This window comes from Thalassotalea sediminis, from assembly GCF_030295915.1.
Lineage (GTDB): Bacteria > Pseudomonadota > Gammaproteobacteria > Enterobacterales > Alteromonadaceae > Thalassotalea_C > Thalassotalea_C sediminis.
In genome coordinates this window covers 2600198-2617750 of sequence record NZ_AP027361.1, presented here as the reverse complement: position 1 = coordinate 2617750, position 17553 = coordinate 2600198, and the positions used below count along the sequence as shown (strand labels likewise).

General features: G+C 38.5%; 17 protein-coding genes. 10 read left to right on the top strand and 7 right to left on the bottom strand.

Annotation, left to right across the window (positions count from 1 at the left end; all coding sequences use genetic code 11):
- Positions 1-2 precede the first annotated feature (2 nt).
- Together QUE09_RS12015 and QUE09_RS12010 are read right to left on the bottom strand one after the other, a co-directional pair.
- Positions 3-983: a methylenetetrahydrofolate reductase gene (locus QUE09_RS12015; RefSeq protein WP_286233000.1), complete on the bottom strand. Its 981-nt coding sequence runs from the start codon at positions 981-983 to the stop codon at positions 3-5.
- A gap of 133 nt (positions 984-1116) precedes the next feature.
- The gene (locus tag QUE09_RS12010; RefSeq protein WP_286232999.1) at positions 1117-2091 is read right to left on the bottom strand and encodes a tRNA-dihydrouridine synthase; all 975 of its coding nucleotides are present in this window, start codon (positions 2089-2091) and stop codon (positions 1117-1119) included.
- Positions 2092-2160: 69 nt separating this feature from the next.
- Here QUE09_RS12010 and QUE09_RS12005 point away from each other — a divergent pair, with 69 nt between their 5' ends.
- A complete protein-coding gene (locus QUE09_RS12005) occupies positions 2161-2706 on the top strand; it encodes a hypothetical protein (RefSeq protein WP_286232998.1) in 546 nt (181 codons plus the stop codon).
- A 228-nt stretch (positions 2707-2934) separates the two neighbouring features.
- On the opposite strand, the gene QUE09_RS12000 is transcribed toward QUE09_RS12005, so the two are convergent.
- The gene (locus QUE09_RS12000; protein WP_286232997.1) at positions 2935-3495 is read right to left on the bottom strand and encodes a GNAT family N-acetyltransferase; all 561 of its coding nucleotides are present in this window, start codon (positions 3493-3495) and stop codon (positions 2935-2937) included.
- A 76-nt stretch (positions 3496-3571) separates the two neighbouring features.
- Between QUE09_RS12000 and QUE09_RS11995 the strand changes: the two genes are divergently transcribed.
- Positions 3572-4237, top strand: coding sequence for an SDR family oxidoreductase (locus tag QUE09_RS11995; protein WP_286232996.1), 666 nt, complete (start codon positions 3572-3574; stop codon positions 4235-4237).
- Positions 4237-4593 carry an MGMT family protein gene (locus QUE09_RS11990; RefSeq protein WP_286232995.1) on the top strand — a complete coding sequence of 119 codons (357 nt, stop codon included), beginning with the start codon at positions 4237-4239 and terminating at the stop codon, positions 4591-4593. Before QUE09_RS11995 ends, QUE09_RS11990 begins: the two co-directional genes overlap by 1 nt.
- 44 nt (positions 4594-4637) lie before the next feature.
- Here QUE09_RS11990 and QUE09_RS11985 read toward each other — a convergent pair whose 3' ends face one another.
- On the bottom strand, positions 4638-5426 hold the full coding sequence (locus QUE09_RS11985) for an SDR family oxidoreductase (protein ID WP_286232994.1): 789 nt from the start codon (positions 5424-5426) through the stop codon (positions 4638-4640).
- 104 nt (positions 5427-5530) lie between these two features.
- Between QUE09_RS11985 and QUE09_RS11980 the strand changes: the two genes are divergently transcribed.
- Positions 5531-6304: an alpha/beta fold hydrolase gene (locus tag QUE09_RS11980; protein WP_286232993.1), complete on the top strand. Its 774-nt coding sequence runs from the start codon at positions 5531-5533 to the stop codon at positions 6302-6304.
- Between the two features lie 63 nt (positions 6305-6367).
- Here QUE09_RS11980 and QUE09_RS11975 read toward each other — a convergent pair whose 3' ends face one another.
- Together QUE09_RS11975 and tpx are read right to left on the bottom strand one after the other, a co-directional pair.
- Complete coding sequence (locus tag QUE09_RS11975) at positions 6368-6823, bottom strand: Hsp20 family protein (protein ID WP_286232992.1); 456 nt, start codon at positions 6821-6823, stop codon at positions 6368-6370.
- A 252-nt stretch (positions 6824-7075) separates the two neighbouring features.
- On the bottom strand, positions 7076-7630 hold the full coding sequence (tpx, locus tag QUE09_RS11970; protein WP_434017555.1) for a thiol peroxidase: 555 nt from the start codon (positions 7628-7630) through the stop codon (positions 7076-7078).
- A 241-nt stretch (positions 7631-7871) separates the two neighbouring features.
- On the opposite strand from tpx, the gene QUE09_RS11965 reads away from it, so the two are divergent.
- On the top strand, positions 7872-8954 hold the full coding sequence (locus tag QUE09_RS11965) for a response regulator (RefSeq protein WP_286232990.1): 1083 nt from the start codon (positions 7872-7874) through the stop codon (positions 8952-8954).
- Between the two features lie 3 nt (positions 8955-8957).
- The gene (locus tag QUE09_RS11960) at positions 8958-9920 is read left to right on the top strand and encodes a sensor domain-containing diguanylate cyclase (RefSeq protein WP_286232989.1); all 963 of its coding nucleotides are present in this window, start codon (positions 8958-8960) and stop codon (positions 9918-9920) included.
- 124 nt (positions 9921-10044) lie between these two features.
- On the opposite strand, the gene QUE09_RS11955 is transcribed toward QUE09_RS11960, so the two are convergent.
- A complete protein-coding gene (locus tag QUE09_RS11955) occupies positions 10045-11859 on the bottom strand; it encodes a M2 family metallopeptidase (protein ID WP_286235927.1) in 1815 nt (604 codons plus the stop codon).
- Between the two features lie 549 nt (positions 11860-12408).
- Between QUE09_RS11955 and psrA the strand changes: the two genes are divergently transcribed.
- The 4 genes from psrA (at position 12409) to QUE09_RS11935 (ending at position 17550) form a co-directional block, all read left to right on the top strand.
- A complete protein-coding gene (gene psrA, locus QUE09_RS11950; protein WP_286232988.1) occupies positions 12409-13038 on the top strand; it encodes a TetR family transcriptional repressor PsrA in 630 nt (209 codons plus the stop codon).
- Between the two features lie 90 nt (positions 13039-13128).
- A complete protein-coding gene (gene nagZ / locus QUE09_RS11945; protein ID WP_350226393.1) occupies positions 13129-14163 on the top strand; it encodes a beta-N-acetylhexosaminidase in 1035 nt (344 codons plus the stop codon).
- Complete coding sequence (locus tag QUE09_RS11940) at positions 14156-15529, top strand: SLC13 family permease (protein WP_286232986.1); 1374 nt, start codon at positions 14156-14158, stop codon at positions 15527-15529. Before nagZ ends, QUE09_RS11940 begins: the two co-directional genes overlap by 8 nt.
- Before the next feature lie 191 nt (positions 15530-15720).
- A complete protein-coding gene (locus QUE09_RS11935) occupies positions 15721-17550 on the top strand; it encodes a protein kinase domain-containing protein (RefSeq protein ID WP_286232984.1) in 1830 nt (609 codons plus the stop codon).
- Positions 17551-17553 lie beyond the last annotated feature (3 nt).

The following is a 17553-nucleotide window of genomic DNA, read 5'->3' as shown; positions in this document are numbered from 1 at the left end:
CCTTAACTGATCAGCGACTGCAACTCTTGCTTCGCTAGATAATTTTCCATAGTAGAACGTAATAATTTATATAACAATATTGAACCGTCAATCTCTTCTTTACGGTTTGTTAAACTTTCAATGTTAAGGCCTAATGGTAATTTATAGGGTAACACTGCGTCCAAAATTTGCCTTAAGCTATTCGCACAGATTCGAATAGATTCATATAATGGCTTATCTGCATTTAATATTCTGAGGCTAGTTGCTTCTGGCACACTGACCCCTAACCAATCGATAAACTCAAGTGTTTTTTCACTTCCGCAAGGCGAAAAGGTTAAGACAATGCGCTGTGGTTTTAAATTAAGTTTTTTACATTCGATCGCGTAACGAGTTAGCATGTCAATGGTAGCTTGCGGATCATAGATTGCTTGTGAAATAAAGAAGTTACAACCTTGTCTGTGCTTTTCAATGAGACGTTCATGCTCATTGCCTTTGCTTGCATGTCGTTCAGCAATAGTTACACCACCGATGAAAAAATCATGTTGGTTATTTACTAATGTGTTGTAAGCGTCTTTTAAAGGTAAAGTAATGTGGTTTGTACTTGAAGGGCTGCCAACGAGTACTATGTCTTTTACGCCATAATGCTGCCAAGCTTCATTAGCCCAGTCATTAAAAGCTTCAGCGCCTGATTGCACAACACTTTTATAGGTAATAACCGGACGTGAAGACTTTTGATTGAGTAAAGCCGAGTAATGACGAGGATCATGGGTTGACTTAAAAGGAAACGGGCGTGGTTTGTTCGTGCGCGAATCTTCATTTTGAATATCATAAACAATCAAGCCATCAAAATCGATGTCGCTAACCCGCTCTAGTAACTTACTGGCAATTTCTTCTACTTTTTCAACAGGCGTGTCGCTTTTAGGAGGCGTTGTACCAATAAAATACACACCACGGTTGACGTCATTATATCTTGCTCTTAACTCTGAACCTTGTTCCACAATCATTATCTACCTAACAATACTTAAGGTTAATCATACCGAGTTTTTCTTTAAAAATCTTCGCTTCAGGTATGTCGAAACGTGATAATTTATCGCAAATTTTTCGTATTGATATGAGAAAAATTCATCGAGGTGTGATTTATTCATGTTTAGGCACAATAGTTAAGTGAGTTAATGTCGATATTTCAGCGAGTATTTCTTGTTTTTGTGTCATGGTTTTTATCCGCTGAAACAATTGTTCGGCTTGCGGATATTGCATTTTTAAATAACGTAGCCATTGTTTTAGTCGGCTCGAAAAGTAATAGCTTTTATCGCCATCCAGTTCTAGCTCTGCATAGTGCATCAGCAGTTGACTGAGCAACTGCCACGACATTTTATCTTCAGTACCCTTGATTACGTTAGCTAAATTAGGCATAGCAAGTGCACCACGACCTAGCATTAGTCTATTGGTTTTTGATTCTTTCATACATTGTTGTGCTGAGGTTAAATCCCAGATTTCGCCATTTGCACAAAAATCGATGTCATATTTGTCTGCTACTTCGCCGATATGTTGCCAATAAGCTGGCGGCTTATAACCGTCTCGTTTTGTTCGCGCATGAACGGTTAACTCGTTTGCTTTAGCATCAGCAACTGCGGCGACAACTTCTTCAAATAAACTTGTATCATCAAAACCTAAGCGCACTTTAGCAGAAACAATGTGATTTTCAGGAACGGCTTCTCGCACCGCTGAGACAATTTGATAAATGGTTTCAGGACTTTTTAAAAGTACAGCCCCACCTTTACTTTTATTAACGGTTTTAGCAGGACAGCCAAAATTTAAGTCTATGCCTTGTGAACCCAATGCAATAGCACGGTTGGCATTTTCTGCCATCCAAGCGGCGTGCTGTCCTAATAGTTGTATACGAACTGGCGTACCATTACTGGTAAAACCACTATTAAGCAACTCAGGAGATAGTTTGTGATAGACATGGCGGGGAATTAACCCTTTGACGACACGAACGAATTCGGTAATACAAAGATCATAATGATTAATGGAGGTTAATAATTCTCGCATTAATACGTCAGCGACGCCTTCCATTGGGGCAAGAGTTATTTTATTTACGTTTAAATTCATAGATATAGATATTCAATTTCGACTCGACAAAAGAGTAAACGTCATCTAGCCTTATAAAAGCCAACTTTGATGAAATTATTTTTAATTGATCGGGTCTTGTTAATGAGAGCTGATCGTAAGATATGGTATCTATTTTTATATAAAAAAGGAAAACAAGAGATGAGTATGTCCAAAAAATCTATGTTTGGGGTTATTTTTACGGCATTAACGATGGCATTTATGTTTGCGTTACCAGCAAAAGCTGAAAGCAATGTAAATCCATTTGAAGTTGAAAATGTGCAATTTTCAAGTCATGGACATGGTGGTCATGATGCTGCTTCGTGTGGAGAAGGTGCAGGTAAAAAGGACAAAAAAAGCTGCGGCGAAGGAATGAAGCACAAAGATAAAAAAAGCTGCGGCGAAGGAATGAAACACAAAGATAAGAAAAGCTGTGGCGAAGGAATGAAGCACAAAGATAAAAAAAGCTGTGGCGAAGGAATGAAACATAAAGAGAAAAAAAGCTGTGGTGAAGGTGCGGCTAAGAAAAAACAGCGCACTAGTTGTGGCGAAAACCACTGCGGTGAAGGTAAGAAAAAGAAAATGAAAAAAATGAAGGAAGAAAAAGATAACGGCTAATGCTCGCCTTATTTACAAAGCCACTGATGACGGTTGTCTTTAGTGGCTTTTTATTGTCAAACCTGAACTACCTTATAGCGAGCAGTTTAAAAGCCTCGTTCTATGAAAGTGGAGTCTTTATTATTACTCAGGCAAACAATAGGAGTTCCATTTTTTTTGAAGGTTTTGTATTGTGTTACGTCGCTTCAAAACCGCGAAACTTAGCCTAAGCCTAGGGAAAGTAAGCCCTCAAGAACCACTGTTTTTAGCTAAAAGCCCATAGATTAGTTCGTCGTGCCATTCACCATGAAGTAGGCTGTGTTCACAAAAGTGAGCTTCTCGTTTCATCCCTAACTTTTCCATGACTTTCCAACTACCAATGTTTTCGGCAAAACAATAAGCGACAACTTTATGAGCGTAAAGTTGTCGGAATATAAAATTTAATAGCAGAGCCCCAACATGCGGAATAATACCGCAACCTTGGTATTTTGGTAGCAACAAATAGCCTATTTCAACGCGTTTTTGCGTGATGTCTATTAATCGAAAGCCAATACTTCCAACATTTTCTTGCGAGTCTTTATCGACAATTTTTAGCGTTAGCCAATGATTTTCATCTTCATTCCAAGGCGAGATACGTTGTGAAAATTTAGCTGCTAGTGCTTGTGGGTCAAGTATTGGACCGATGAAATGCATTAGATCTGGGTCTGATTGAAGCTGCTTAAATAATGGCCAGTCTTCTTGAGACATGGATTGAATAATAAATTGTTCTGATTCCAATAAAATTGGTTGCTTAAGTAGCGTTAAATTCATTGCCATCCTTGAATAATGCCGTGATGATTGCCATATAGTAAAGCAAGTTTTTCCGTTAATAAACAGAGGAAGTGTTATGAGAAATACAGTGGTAATTACTGGCGCTAATCGTGGTATTGGCCTTGCTATGGCAACTAAATATGCTCAAAAAGGTGACACTGTTATTGCTTTATGTCGACAATCGTCTGCGGCATTGGATGCACTAGGAGTAGAAGTAATAACAGGTATTGATGTTGCGAAGGAAAGTGGTTTATCAACAATGGCAAACGCCTTATCTTCACGTAGTATTGATATTTTAGTGTGTAATGCGGGTATATTGAGAGATGAACAATTGGGTCAATTAAACGTTGCGACCATTAATGAACAGTTTTCTGTAAATGCTTTGGCGCCATTGTTAGTGGTAGAGCGTCTACTGACACAACTACATGCAGGTAGTAAAATCGCAATGATTACTTCTCGTATGGGTTCTATTGCTGATAATGGTTCTGGTGGGCGTTATGGATATCGTATGTCAAAAGCTGCGTTAAATGCTGCTTCCATGTCGTTATCAAAAGATTTAGCACCTCGGGATATTTCTGTAGGAATATATCATCCTGGCTATGTGCAAACTGATATGGTGAATATGGGCGGGGATATCAGTGCGGCAGAGGCGGCTGAGCGTATTGTGGGTTTAATTGAGCATCAGTCAATGACTGATAGCGGCTCATTTAAACACTCCAATGGGCAAGTACTTCCTTGGTAATGCTACAACGCGAAAATTATCAGCGTATTTGGCATACCGTGCAACTTATACCCAAGGGTAAAGTTGCAACGTATGGTCAAGTCGCTGATTTAGCAGGGCTTCCTGGTCGAGCAAGGTTAGTCGGCAAAGCCTTGGGTAAAGTACCGCAACAAGGTTGGCAACAATCAGCAGTTCCGTGGTATCGAGTTATTAATGCCCAAGGTAAAATATCATTTCCCATAGGAAGTGAGCAGTTTGAGCGACAACAAACACTGTTGCAGCAGGAAAATGTTGTTGTTTTAGGTAATAAAATCAACCTTAAAAGTCACCTGTGGGTGCCGGATCTTGACGAGTTACTTTTCAAATTATCTTTTTAGTCTGTTGAGCTTAAAGATTGATCTTCAAGCTCAACATCACATGCTTATAAGCTGGAAGTTCTTCCGCCATCAACAGGTAAATTAATGCCAGTAATATAACCTGCACTTGGTGACGCTAAAAAAGCAGCAGCTGCTGCAAACTCTTCAGGTTTAGCGAAACGGCGCATAGGAATATGTGACTTTTCGTTTTCAGTAGCTTGTTCAATTGATATTTTCTGTTTTTTAGCTTTCCCAGCAATTATCGCATCAAGTCTAGCTGTTGCTGTTGCGCCAGGTAAAACGTTGTTGACCGTTATACCGTATGGACCAAGTTCATTAGCTAACGTTTTTGCCCAACTTGCAACTGCACCACGAATGGTGTTTGAAACACCTAAATTAGGTAAAGGTTGTTTCACAGATGTTGAGATAACATTAATAATGCGACCATATTTTGTCTCCTTCATATGAGGGATAACTGCTTGTACTAAGTGGTGGTTTGAGACTAAATGCAATTGAAAGGCATCGACAAATGATTGCGCATCAGCCGTACTTGCCGGGCCAGGCGAAGGGCCTCCGGTATTATTAATCAAAATATCAATGCCACCATGCTGTTCGATTCTGGACTCGATTGCATTTTTCACTTGTTCTGGGTTTGAAAAGTCAGCAACTAATACGTGATGTTGTTGACCTTTGCTAGTATCGAGAGAAGGTAACACGGCTTTAAGTGCTTTTTCGTTACGTGCAAATAAGGTTACGTTGGCTCCAAGAGAAGCTAGTTCTATTGCGCAGGCTTTACCAATACCTTGGCTACTACCACATACTAAGGCGCTTTTATTTGTTAACTCTAAATTCATAGTCATATTCGTATATTATTTTCGACCTAGTCATTTAAGCATACTCACTGTTAAAATGTTAAAAAATTTTTATTAGCCACTTTAGCTTAACGAGATGTAGAAAAATGCAAGGTATTAAGGTTTTGGGTCAAGGTCCTGTTGTTGTTTTATTGCATAGTTCCTTAAGTAGTAATAAACAATGGTTGCCTTTATGTCATGCGCTGCAAGAGCACTTCACGTTAATTAACATTGATCTAAAAGGTTATGGCAATGCTCCTTTGCCGAAAGATTTATCTCGTTACACTTTCGACGAAGAACTCGCACGAATTGATGCATGTTTGTCAAAGCAAAATATAACTGAAACAGTTCATTTGGTTGGACATTCGTGTGGTGGTGCTATTGCCATGGCGTGGGCAATGAAGAATACACATAAAGTGGCAAGTTTAGCCTTGTTTGAGCCTGTTGCTTTTCATTTACTCGAACACTATTCTCCGCAACATTTTCAACAAGTCTGTGAATTTGCTGAGCAATTAGCGACAATGAATAATGGTCAATCTGCGCAGGCATTTGTCAACTTTTGGAATGGTGAACAGTTTTTTCAGCTGTTACCTTTGAAAGTACAACAACAAATGGCAAATGCGATGCCTAAAGTTCATGCGGATTTTCGAGGTATTTTGCATGAACAGTATTTGTTAGGAGAACTTGCTCAGTTAACATGCCCTTGTTTAGTTATGATTGGTAAGCAAACACAACCTTTAAGTAAGGTATTAAGCCAAGCGATTACAGAGCAGTTAACAGATGTGACATTAGTGAACGTGCCTTATGGTCATATGACACCAGTATCACACCCTAAAATAACCACTGAAGCGATCAGCACGTTTTTATTTCGTTTTTTATAAAGGTACAAAAAAGCCCGGCGTAATACCGGGCAAAAAATAAGGAGAAAATCAGTTAGTTTAAATTTAGTTTGTCTTATCGTTTAATAGGCTTTTGCCATTTATTGCAATTTTTCTTGGTTTAAGGGCTTCTGGTATTTCACGTTGTAAATCAACATGAAGCAAGCCGTTTTCCATAAAGGCACCAATAACCTTAACATGATCACCTAATTGAAATTTTCGCTCAAAGTTGCGATCTGCAATGCCTTGGTGTAAAAATTTTCGTTCTGTTTTATCACTACTGCCGCTTTTGGTGCCAGTGATAACTAAATTGTTATGTTCTGATTGAATTTCTAGCTCTTCTTCGGCAAAACCTGCAACAGCCATAGTAATTCGATATTGGTCGTCTGCGAGCAATTCGATGTTATATGGAGGATAAGATGACTGTTTGTCTGCACGAGAGGCTTTGTCTAGTAAACCCGCTAAGTGGTCGAATCCAATAAATGAACGGTATAATGGGCTGAAATCTGTATTTGTACGCATAATTCATATCCTTTCTTTAAGCAATATGTGTTTAAATGAAGTTGTGCTCTGAATGTCGCCCGGAAAATCCGCCGCGTATTTCATTAGTACATGCATAACTTCTAATATTGTGCCTTTCTATATTGAACAGGCGGTTAATTGTAGCCCCATATGGCGACTACAATTAAGAGATAGGGATGAAGAAATGTATTTCAAGAAAAAATATAAATTTATTTTAAATTTATTTATATATCATTGAAATAAAAGGGTTAATTAATTTTTATTTTCTTCGCTTGTTTTACTTACTTCTTGTAATGCCGCTAGTGCAGCTTCGTAATTTGGATGTTGTGAAATATTAGCAACAAGTTCTTTGTAGGTGATTTTACCGCTAGCATCAATAACGAAAATGGCGCGCGTGAGTAACCCCATATCTTTGATTAGCAAGCCATAATTTTTACCAAATTCACGCCAAACGCTATCCGATAATACTTGTAACTGTTCAATATTCTCATCTTTACAGAATCGCTTTTGCGCATACGGCAGATCATTGCTAATCGTTAGTAGTGTTAAATCATCACCTAATTTTGCCGCCTCTTCGTTAAAACGTTTGGTTTGAATAGAGCACACCCCTGTATCTAAACTAGGTACAACAGATATTAATAGCGGTTTACCAGCAAACTCGCTTAGCGTTACCGGGGAAAACATTTCGTCAACCACTTTAAATGAAGGCGCTTGGCTGCCAACATTTACTTGATCACCGAGTAGCGTGATATATTTATCGCCTGCTTTTACTAAATCATAAGATTCGGTTAAAGATTGTGATGGCATTGTGTCTGAATGAGCAGTTAATGATAAGCTTGTAAGCAGTACAAATGTACTCGTATAAGTTGCTATTTTCATGTGACTTTATTTATCGTTAATGTGTTAGAGATAAAATACTACCTGTGACAAAAATAAATTGCGAATAAATAGTGTTTTTATTGATTTGTATCTATTGTTATAGCAGAGAGAGCTTTAAAATAGCGACAGCGTTTTTTGTTAAAATATCCATGTGTTAGATGAGTTTTTTATGCCAACACCTTTGTTAATTTGTGATGATTCAAATATGGCGCGAAAGCAGGTAGCGAGATCTTTGCCAGATGGCTGGGATGTTGATATTAGCTTTGCGACGAATGGACTGGAAGCCATTGATTTAATAAAACAAGGCAAGGGAGATGTGCTGTTTTTAGATTTAAATATGCCAGAAATGGATGGTTATCAAGTCTTGGAGTCTATTGTAAAGCAAGATTTACCAACTTTGGTTATTGTTATTTCTGGTGATATTCAACCTGAAGCTCACCAACGTGTAACCAGCTTAGGCGCTCTCGATTTCATTCAAAAACCCATTAACAAAGACAAGTTAACAGGCATTCTTAAATCATTCGGCGTTTATAACCCTGACGATATTTGTACTGAACCTGTCGAAAGTAGTAACACTGAAAAGTTTATACTTGAACCGTTAAAGGCACCTGTTAAACCAATAGAAGAAGAGTTTGAAACTAAACCTCAAGTGGTGTCGCTAGACAGTGATTTACGTGATTGTTATCAAGAAATTGCCAATGTAGCAATGGGGCAGGCGGGCGATTTATTAGCACGTTTACTTGATGTTTTTGTTGTTTTGCCAATCCCTAATGTGAATTTAATTGAGGTAAGTGAATTGTCGATGGCATTATCAGCTATCGAAGCTCATGAGAGTACATCAGGTATTTGTCAGGGTTTTATCGGTGCCGGTATTTCTGGTGAAGCGTTACTTATTCTAAACGACTCTAGTTTTAAAGATGTTGCTGCATTGATGAATTATCAGTACGAAATTGATGACACAACTGAACTTGAGTTGTTAATGGATTTGGCAAATGTCTTAATTGGTGCTTGTTTAAAAGGTGTATCTGAGCAACTTGATATGCCATTTAGTCAAGGGCATCCTGTTGTGTTAGGACAGCACCGTAAAATTTCTGAGTTGATAGCCACTAATTCAACTAAGTGGCGCAGAACATTAGCGATTGAAATAAGCTATGGTATTGAGAACTATCCTATCAAATGTGACTTGTTGTTATTGTTTACTGAAAACTCAATGAATACGTTAAATAATAAAATTGCTTATCTGCTGGATTAAATAATGTCATTAGAAACTGAACAAATTAATGAATTACACTGGCTGATGGAAATGCTACACACCATTGATGTGGGACTGGTTGTTCTTGATCGGCAGTATAATGTTCAAATATGGAATGGTTTTATGGAAAACCACAGTGGTCTGTTACCAAGAGAGGTAAAAGACAAGTCATTGTTTTCACTATTTGAAGAAATCCCTAAAGAATGGTTTATTCGCAAATCTGAGTCTGTTTTTATGTTAAAAAATAAGGCTTTTACAATTTGGGAACAGCGACCTTACTTATTTAAATTTCAGAATTATCGGCCTATTACAGGAACTGCCGATTACATGTATCAGAATACTACGTTTATCCCGCTGATGTCTTCAACTGGGGAAGTTACACATTTATGTTTGATTGTTTATGATGTGACTGATAACGCTGTTCATAAACAAGACTTAGAACAAGCCAATACTGAGTTAGCAATATTAAGCCAAACGGATGGCTTAACAAAATTATTTAATCGAACACATTGGGAACGTTGTTTACAGTCAGAATATAAACGGTGGACGCGTAGTCAACATCCGAGTTGTTTGGTGATGATTGATATAGATCATTTTAAAAAGGTCAACGACAGCTATGGTCATATGGTTGGCGATGATGTAATTCGCCACCTATCAGGTATCATTCGTCAACACGTTCGAGAAACTGATATATCTGGACGCTATGGCGGTGAGGAGTTTTCAATATTATTAGCTGATACTTGTCTCGAAAATGCAAAAGTATTTGCTGATCGATTACGAGAAGAAATAGAGCAAGCCGTAGTTAAGCATAATGATATCGAAGTTAGGTACACCATTAGTCTAGGGATAGCCGAAGTTGACGACAGTATAAAGAATTATGAAGCTTGGATTGAATGTGCAGACGCGGCCTTATACCGTGCTAAAGAAAGTGGAAGAAATAAAGTGATGATGCACCCTAAACAGTAATATGCATTGAACAATAATGATAAAAAAGGCGCTTAATACAGCGCCTTTTTTGCTATTGACGAGCCTATGTTTGTTTGCAACGAAATGCTTAGCGAAGCATTAAGCAAAAGCCGTTTTTAACAGACTAAATGCCGCATTGCTTACCTTGGTTTTTAGCTTTTAACCACTTTTGTAATGGTGCGAAGTAATCTAAGATTGCCGTTGCATCCATTTGGCCTTTACCTGTTAGTACTTGATAGGCTTCTTGCCATGGTTTACTTTGCCCCATCTCTAATACTTCATTGAGTGCCTTACCCGCTTCTTTGTTGTTGTAAATTGAACAACGATGAATTGGATCTTTATTGCCAGAAATTTCACAAAGTGCTTTATGAAATTCAAATTGCTGAATATGCGCTAGGAAGTACCTTGAGTATGGAACTCCGCCCGGAACGTGATATTTTGCACCTGGATCAAACGCGTTATCTGGTCTCGCAATCGGTGCGGCAATACCTTGATATTTCTCACGCAGCTCCCACCATGCTTTATTGTAGTTTTCTGGAGTAATTTCGCCTGAGTAAACTTTCCAGCGCCATTGATCAACTAGCAAACCAAAGGGAATAAATGCAACTTTATCTAAAGCCATCTTCATTAACAGACCAATATCTTTTGATTCATCTGGAATATTGTCAATTAAGCCGATTTCTTTTAAATACTTTGGCGTTACAGAAAGCGCAATAGTATCGCCAATTGCTTCATGAAAACCGTCGTTTGCACTTCCTTGATAAAGTGTAGGCTGGTTTTTATAAGCACGTTGATAAAAGTTATGTCCTAATTCATGATGAATAACATTAAATTCTTCGCCTGTTTTTTGAATACACATTTTTATGCGTATATCGTCTTTGGCGTCTAAATTCCATGCTGAAGCGTGGCAGACAACGTCTCGGTCTTCTGGTTTTACGAATAATGAACGTTGCCAAAACGTTTCAGGTAATGGCTCAAAACCGAGTGAAGTGAAAAAGTGTTCGGCACCTTTCACCATTTTTATTTCGTCGTAGTTATGTACTTTTAACTGTTTAGTAACATCGTATCCTGGGTCTGCATTTTCAGGCGCAACTAAGTCATAAATATTCCCCCAAGTTTGCGCCCACATATTGCCTAATAAATGTGCTGGGATAGGTTGGTCATTAGGTACTTTGTCTTCACCATATTTATCAGCAAGTTTATTTTTAACATAACAATGTAGATCTTCATAAAGTGGTTTTACTTGCAGCCATAACCGATCGAGTTCTTGGGCAAATTCATCAGCTGGCATATCGTAATTAGAGCGCCACATGGTACCTAGATCGCTATAACCAAGACCTTTTGCACCCTCATTAGCAAGTTCAGTTTGTTCAATAAAAAGTGATTTCATATCAGGACTAACGGTACGCCACCCCTGCCACATTTCTAACAATTCATCATAATCTCTTGATGTTGCCATTGTTGACGTCATATCACCTAAACTTAAGGTTTTACCTGTTTTAGTGGTATAAGTACCTCTGCCATACATACTGTTAAGTTCTGAACCAATTTGCGCCAGTTTTGCAGACTTTTTACTATCTTGGGGAGCTGGCATCACTAAACTTTGCTTAAGTAAGTTTAGTTTTCTGCGTTGATCATCAGTAACATCAACATCATCATATTTTGCAGCTTCCATGGCAAAGCGCACACCAGCTTCAGTTGATTTTTGATCTGCTTCAGCTGCGAGTGCATTAGTGTCATGCGTAATAAAATTAGCGTTGATCCATGCCGCACGCGCCCCCGCTAAATTTAATTGAATCAGCTCTTGTTCAACGTTATTTAAAAACTGTTCTGCATCTTTTGCAGTTAGTGAATTTGTTGGTTCTGGCGTGCTATTACAGCCTGCAATAGTGGCAGCAACACAAAGTGCTATAAGTGATTTTTTTAGGTGTTTTTTCATCATTCTTTCTTGTTAACTTGTTGTAAATTAAGTTCAGTATAAAAGAATATATTTATCTTTAATAGTTGTGCAAATAGGCCATGGTATTAATAGGGATAACAATGGTCTATTGACTATGTCAAAGTAAACGTTTGTTTACTTGTTAGAACAAAAAAAAGCCCGGCGACTGCCGGGCTAATAAAATTCATGAAACTTAGAACACTCTCACAGTCAATACTTCCGCGTATTGAACGATACATTCACAAGAGTTGATTAAATAATAACCTAAATATTGACTGGGATCTTCTGCTATTTCAAAATATTTTGTAATTGCTTATTTCTTAAGAATATTTGATTCTTTTCATCATGTTTTGACAAGGAAGTGGTTACTAGGCATGTTGAGATCCCACCAAGCAGTACAACTTTTTGAATGGTGACATTGAAATAGAGTACTCCTCTGTTTTACAAAAGGGAAATAGTGACAATATTTATTGAGATTTTCATGATTGCGTTATTTAAAACGCTTGTTTAAACTGTTGTTCAATTGTGCAGTAACTGGTGGTAATTTTGATGGATACAAAAAGTAAAATACTTGATGCGGCTGAAACGCTATTTGCCGATAAAGGCTTTAATGGTACGTCGTTGCGAGAGATCACCAGTCTCGCTGACGTAAATCTTGCTGCCGTTAACTATCATTTCGGTTCTAAGAAAGAGTTAATAAAGGCCGTAATGTCGCGATATATGAATGAGTTGGCACCGCATTTGGAAAATTCACTAATTTTAGTCTGTCAGCAATCGCAAAAACCGACATTACTTGAAGTATTTTCCGCATTCATTGAGCCTTTATTATCGTTAAATGTTTTTCGAGAAAATGGCACCAGTAAATTTTTACAATTATTAGGACGTGGCTATACAGACAGCCAAGGTTTTTTGCGTTGGTTTCTGACTACACAGTACCCCGGCGTTATTACACACTTTGTTGAAGCGGTTCAACGTGCATATCCAGAATTAACGGCGGAAGACATTTTTTGGCGTCTACATTTTACTATGGGCACTGTTGTTTTTACTATGTCTTCAAGTGATGCATTAATTGATATTGCTCATAATGATTTTGCACAATCATTAGATATTAGTGATGTTATTCGTAAAGTTATTCCATTTGTTTCCGCAGGAGTAGGTGCGCCACTTCAGCAAAACTAATCATTGTTGAATGTTGTTGCTGAATTTAACTTTTGCAACGCCACAATATTAGGTACAGTAGCCAAATTACTGTTTAATTTACTTGGTATTATGGGTCCAATCATGATGGACGTGCTTGGCACGTCGCTTACGGAACAAGATAAAGAGCTTGTTCAACATCCACTCGTTGGTGGGTTAATTCTTTTTTCACGTAATTTTGAATCTATAAGCCAACTAACTGAGTTAATAACTCAATTGAGGCAAGCAGCTAACAAACCGCTTTTAATTGGTGTTGATCATGAAGGTGGTCGCGTTCAACGTTTCAGAGACGGTTTTTCAGAAATACCTTCTATGGGAAGCTTTATTGAAAACACTGATGGTAGGTTAGCGTTAGCGTCTGCGCATGCAAAAAATGCTGGAGCGCTAATGGCGATGGAGGTACAGGCAGTTGGCATAGATATTAGTTTTGCTCCTGTACTTGACGTTAATGGAATAAGTGAAGTTATCGGAAAACGTGCTTTTTCTGAGAATATCGAAGAGATCACTCCACTAGCTAATGCATTTATTCATGGAATGCGTTCTGCTGGTATGAAATGCACCGCTAAGCACTTTCCTGGGCATGGTAGTGTGCAAGCAGATTCTCATATCGCGATGCCTGTCGATCCACGTCCATTTTCTGATATATATCAGCACGATTTACGTCCATTTGAACAGCTTATTCAAGAAGCATTAATTGATGCTGTTATGCCTGCCCATGTTATTTATCCTGATGTAGACGATAAGTCAGTAGGGTTTTCTCAAAAGTGGTTAGCTCAGATCCTTCGAAATGATCTTAACTTTAAAGGCGCAATATTTAGTGACGATTTATCAATGCATGGTGCATCATCAATCGGTGGCTTTATAGAAAGGGCTGAAGCAGCACAGGCCGCAGGTTGTGACATGTTATTAGTCTGTAATAACCGCGATGCTTGTATTGATGTTATCGATAATGCAAACATTTCCATTAATCCAGCAAGTGAAATACGATTGAAAGCGATGTTAAAAACGAATTCAATGGATTGGAAAACCATGCAAGCAAGTAAAGCTTGGCAAACGCTAAACCGAGCTAATCAGTCGTATCTTGCACAGGAAGTTATGCATGATTAATAGGACTAAAATGATTATTATTGCACCTTGTATTTCGTTTGCGGTTTATTGGCTTTTATTGTCACTTGGGTTGGATGCTAAGCCAGCAGTGACTGCTGCCATTACGTGTTTAACCGTACTTTGGTGGATTACTGAAGCGATACCTATTCCCGCAACGTCTTTGGTACCTTTTGCGTTATTACCATTGTTTGGTGTACTTGATCACAAAGCCGTCGCGTCGAGTCTTGGTAGTCACGTTATCTTATTATTGATGGGCGCTTTTATGCTGTCGAAAGCAATTGAAAAAAGCGGTACGCATCATCGTTTGGCTGTCTATATGGTGCGATTTGTTGGTGTTTCTAGCGCTAAACGGCTCGTTTTTGGGTTTATGCTCGCATCGGCTGTATTAAGTATGTGGATTTCTAATACGGCAACGACCTTAATCATGTTACCTATCGCATTGGCTATTTTAACACATGTTAATAATCCTAAATTGAGTGTTGCGCTCATCTTAGGAATTGCTTATGCAGCAAGTGTTGGCGGCGTAGGAACGCCTATTGGTACACCACCTAATGTCATTTTTATGGGCATTTATGAAGAACAAACTGGCCAGGAATTTGGCTTTGTCCGTTGGATGAAAATAGGCGTTCCAATTGTGTTGTTGGTTGTTCCGATCATGGCGTTGTGGTTGACACGAGATATTAAATTAGAAAAAGCGATTGAGCTTCCTAAATTGGGTGAGTGGCGTAAAGAAGAGCGACGAACTTTATGGGTATTTGGTTTAACTGCGCTTGCTTGGATCACACGTACAGAACCTTTTGGTGGTTGGTCTGGTGCACTTGATATGTCAATCGCTGGCGATAGCACCGTTGCCTTGTTTGCCGTTGTCATGATGTTTGTTATCTCTAATGGCAAAGGTGGGCGTTTGCTTGATTGGGACTGCGCTAAAGAGATCCCATGGGGGATGTTATTACTTTTTGCCGGCGGTATTGCCATTGCTAAAGGCTTTAATGCATCGGGCTTAAGTGTTTTACTTGGAGAATGGTTAACTTCGTTAGCCAATTTGCCTGCGATATTAATGTTATTAACGATCTGCTTAACGGTTACTTACTTAACAGAGATCACCAGTAATACTGCAACAGCGACATTATTAATGCCAATTCTAGCAGCCGCCGCAATATCTGCTGGTTTAGAGCCAAGCGTTTTTATGGTACCAGCGGCAATTTGTGCAAGTTGCGCGTTTATGTTGCCAGTAGCTACAGCACCTAATGCAATAGCGTTTGCTACTGGTGAAGTCACAATTAGGCAAATGGCGAAAGAAGGGGCTGTTTTAAGTTTTGTCGTGTCAATTTTGGTAGCGTTCGTCAGTTATTGGTGGTTTACTTAAAAAAAAGCCTTGGTATAAAACCAAGGCTGGGAACGGTGTAAGCCAATACATTCGACTTCTAGAGAGCACTTAATTTCAGCGAGCACTGCAAATTAAGTATCGCTATAGTAATACGGATATATGACAGAAAAATGACTTAAATTTCTTTTTTGATAATTTTATGTGTTGATCCCCTAAATGTAGGAAAACGAGTGGCAGAGAAGAAACTTCAACATTTTTATATTGCAGAAGAACAATCAATTTATTTACTTAGCCATAAAGACGCGACTAAGCTAAAAGAATGGGTTGAGTTATGCGAACGTCAATTATCATTACTTGGCTATGATGATATTTCGCTTATCGGAAAGGGAGCATATGGCTTTGTTTTTGGAGGAAAAAATGAAGCAGGCATTGAACAAGTTTTTAAATTTTCTCGTATAAATTTGCCGCAGCATGTGCAAGATAGGCTGGCAGAAGAAGCCGAAATACAGCGTGAGCTCTTGCATGAGCGTATTCCTAAAATTATTGAGTATTACAAAATTAAACGTCAATCCATTGTTCATATGGAGCGAGCGCCAGGTATTGACTTAGAAAAACTTTCTCATCAAGTAGGGCCTTTGGCGCCAGAGCTAATTGTTAACATTGCGCTTCAATTAGCCGACATTTTATTATATTTACGCGATACCCGTAATCACCATAAGGGTAAACCATACGTACACGGCGATATTAAGCCATCAAATTTGGTTTATCATCAAGATAACAATAAACTCTATCTCGTGGATTGGGGGTCAGCGGTCACTGCTCAGCTTGATATTAATGGCCAAACAACGGCAAATAATATTATGGATTTAATGAGTAGCGACTTACAAAATTCTAACGCACGCCTTGGCGATGTTTATTTTATTGGTCCGGAACAAATTAGTGGTGAAATGTCTTCGCCTCGTTTTGATGAACAAGGTATGGCTGCTACACTGTATGCCTTGGCTTCTGGTCAATCATGTCGGTATGGTCATCGTGTAATACCACCCACATCGCTTGGTTTACCAAAAGTTTTGGCAAAAGTGATTGAAGCAATGCTGAGTGACGACAAAAAAGTACGTGATCAAGGTGGTGATTATTTCTTTAAGAATTTGTCTCTGTTAAGGAACACGGTATTAGCTTCGACACCTAGCTGGCCAGAGATAAAGCCTTTAATTCCTGTTTGGTGCAAGCCTAATACACGTGAAATAGATACGGTTGTGTATGGGTCACGTAAATCGTTTTTACGAGAAGAAAGTGATGAAGGGACTCTATCTGACATTAATGATGCACAGTTAGAGAAATATTATAAAAATTACCTTATGGGAATGGGGGATACTGAAAAAGCCTTTATCGCTGCAGTCAGTCGTCTTGGTAACTTTCCTGTTGTTGGTGGACTTGCAATACGTTGGGAGAAGCAAGGCGTATATATCGATTCAAATCTTACTTTGTTTGATGAACGTCTGAAAACCTCATTTCAAAGTGCTGTGAACAATATGATATACCTCGCCCAAGGTATCTTTAGAACCGGGGTATTTAAAAGTTGCTTGTTTAATGCAAGAAACACTTTACATGTTGAACGTAACACGCCAGAAGAACCCTTTATTGCAGCCTCAGAGCAAGTTATACCGTTTGATATTAGTGATGTGCCAGACTTGGATGATGCATCGAAGTTACATTCTTATTTTGAAGATGGTAAAGATCCCGATGAATACCTATATTTACCTGATGAGATCATGGAAGTGCTTGCACAAATGAATTTAATTCATCATACGGGTTGTATTATTTTTGAGGTATTGCCAACACATTTGAAAATTCACAGTTACTTGATGCTGTTAAACCATGAACAAGAACAGGATTTTGCTAAATTGTTAGCAAAGTTGCTGGCGTTATTACCCGCTATTGAAGGGCTAGGTATATCAGGTTTTATGAAGCTCCCATACAAAGATACGCGTTTTTTTGAGCATATTAGCTGCTTGCCAGAAAAGTATTACCCTATGAATCCAAAACGTAGTGAAAAATAGAAA

What these genes read in the sequence shown, in the direction of transcription:
- QUE09_RS11990 (WP_286232995.1), top strand. Translation starts at nt 4,237, where the DNA reads ATGCTACAACGCGAAAATTATCAGCGTATTTGGCATACCGTGCAACTT.
- QUE09_RS11995 (WP_286232996.1), top strand. Translation starts at nt 3,572, where the DNA reads ATGAGAAATACAGTGGTAATTACTGGCGCTAATCGTGGTATTGGCCTT.
- QUE09_RS12000 (WP_286232997.1), bottom strand. Translation starts at nt 3,495, where the DNA reads ATGAATTTAACGCTACTTAAGCAACCAATTTTATTGGAATCAGAACAA.
- QUE09_RS11960 (WP_286232989.1), top strand. Translation starts at nt 8,958, where the DNA reads ATGTCATTAGAAACTGAACAAATTAATGAATTACACTGGCTGATGGAA.
- QUE09_RS11965 (WP_286232990.1), top strand. Translation starts at nt 7,872, where the DNA reads ATGCCAACACCTTTGTTAATTTGTGATGATTCAAATATGGCGCGAAAG.
- QUE09_RS11940 (WP_286232986.1), top strand. Translation starts at nt 14,156, where the DNA reads ATGATTAATAGGACTAAAATGATTATTATTGCACCTTGTATTTCGTTT.
- psrA (WP_286232988.1), top strand. Translation starts at nt 12,409, where the DNA reads ATGGATACAAAAAGTAAAATACTTGATGCGGCTGAAACGCTATTTGCC.
- QUE09_RS12005 (WP_286232998.1), top strand. Translation starts at nt 2,161, where the DNA reads ATGAAATTATTTTTAATTGATCGGGTCTTGTTAATGAGAGCTGATCGT.
- QUE09_RS12010 (WP_286232999.1), bottom strand. Translation starts at nt 2,091, where the DNA reads ATGAATTTAAACGTAAATAAAATAACTCTTGCCCCAATGGAAGGCGTC.
- QUE09_RS11975 (WP_286232992.1), bottom strand. Translation starts at nt 6,823, where the DNA reads ATGCGTACAAATACAGATTTCAGCCCATTATACCGTTCATTTATTGGA.
- tpx (WP_434017555.1), bottom strand. Translation starts at nt 7,630, where the DNA reads ATGCCATCACAATCTTTAACCGAATCTTATGATTTAGTAAAAGCAGGC.
- QUE09_RS11955 (WP_286235927.1), bottom strand. Translation starts at nt 11,859, where the DNA reads ATGAAAAAACACCTAAAAAAATCACTTATAGCACTTTGTGTTGCTGCC.
- nagZ (WP_350226393.1), top strand. Translation starts at nt 13,129, where the DNA reads ATGGGTCCAATCATGATGGACGTGCTTGGCACGTCGCTTACGGAACAA.
- QUE09_RS12015 (WP_286233000.1), bottom strand. Translation starts at nt 983, where the DNA reads ATGATTGTGGAACAAGGTTCAGAGTTAAGAGCAAGATATAATGACGTC.
- QUE09_RS11980 (WP_286232993.1), top strand. Translation starts at nt 5,531, where the DNA reads ATGCAAGGTATTAAGGTTTTGGGTCAAGGTCCTGTTGTTGTTTTATTG.
- QUE09_RS11985 (WP_286232994.1), bottom strand. Translation starts at nt 5,426, where the DNA reads ATGAATTTAGAGTTAACAAATAAAAGCGCCTTAGTATGTGGTAGTAGC.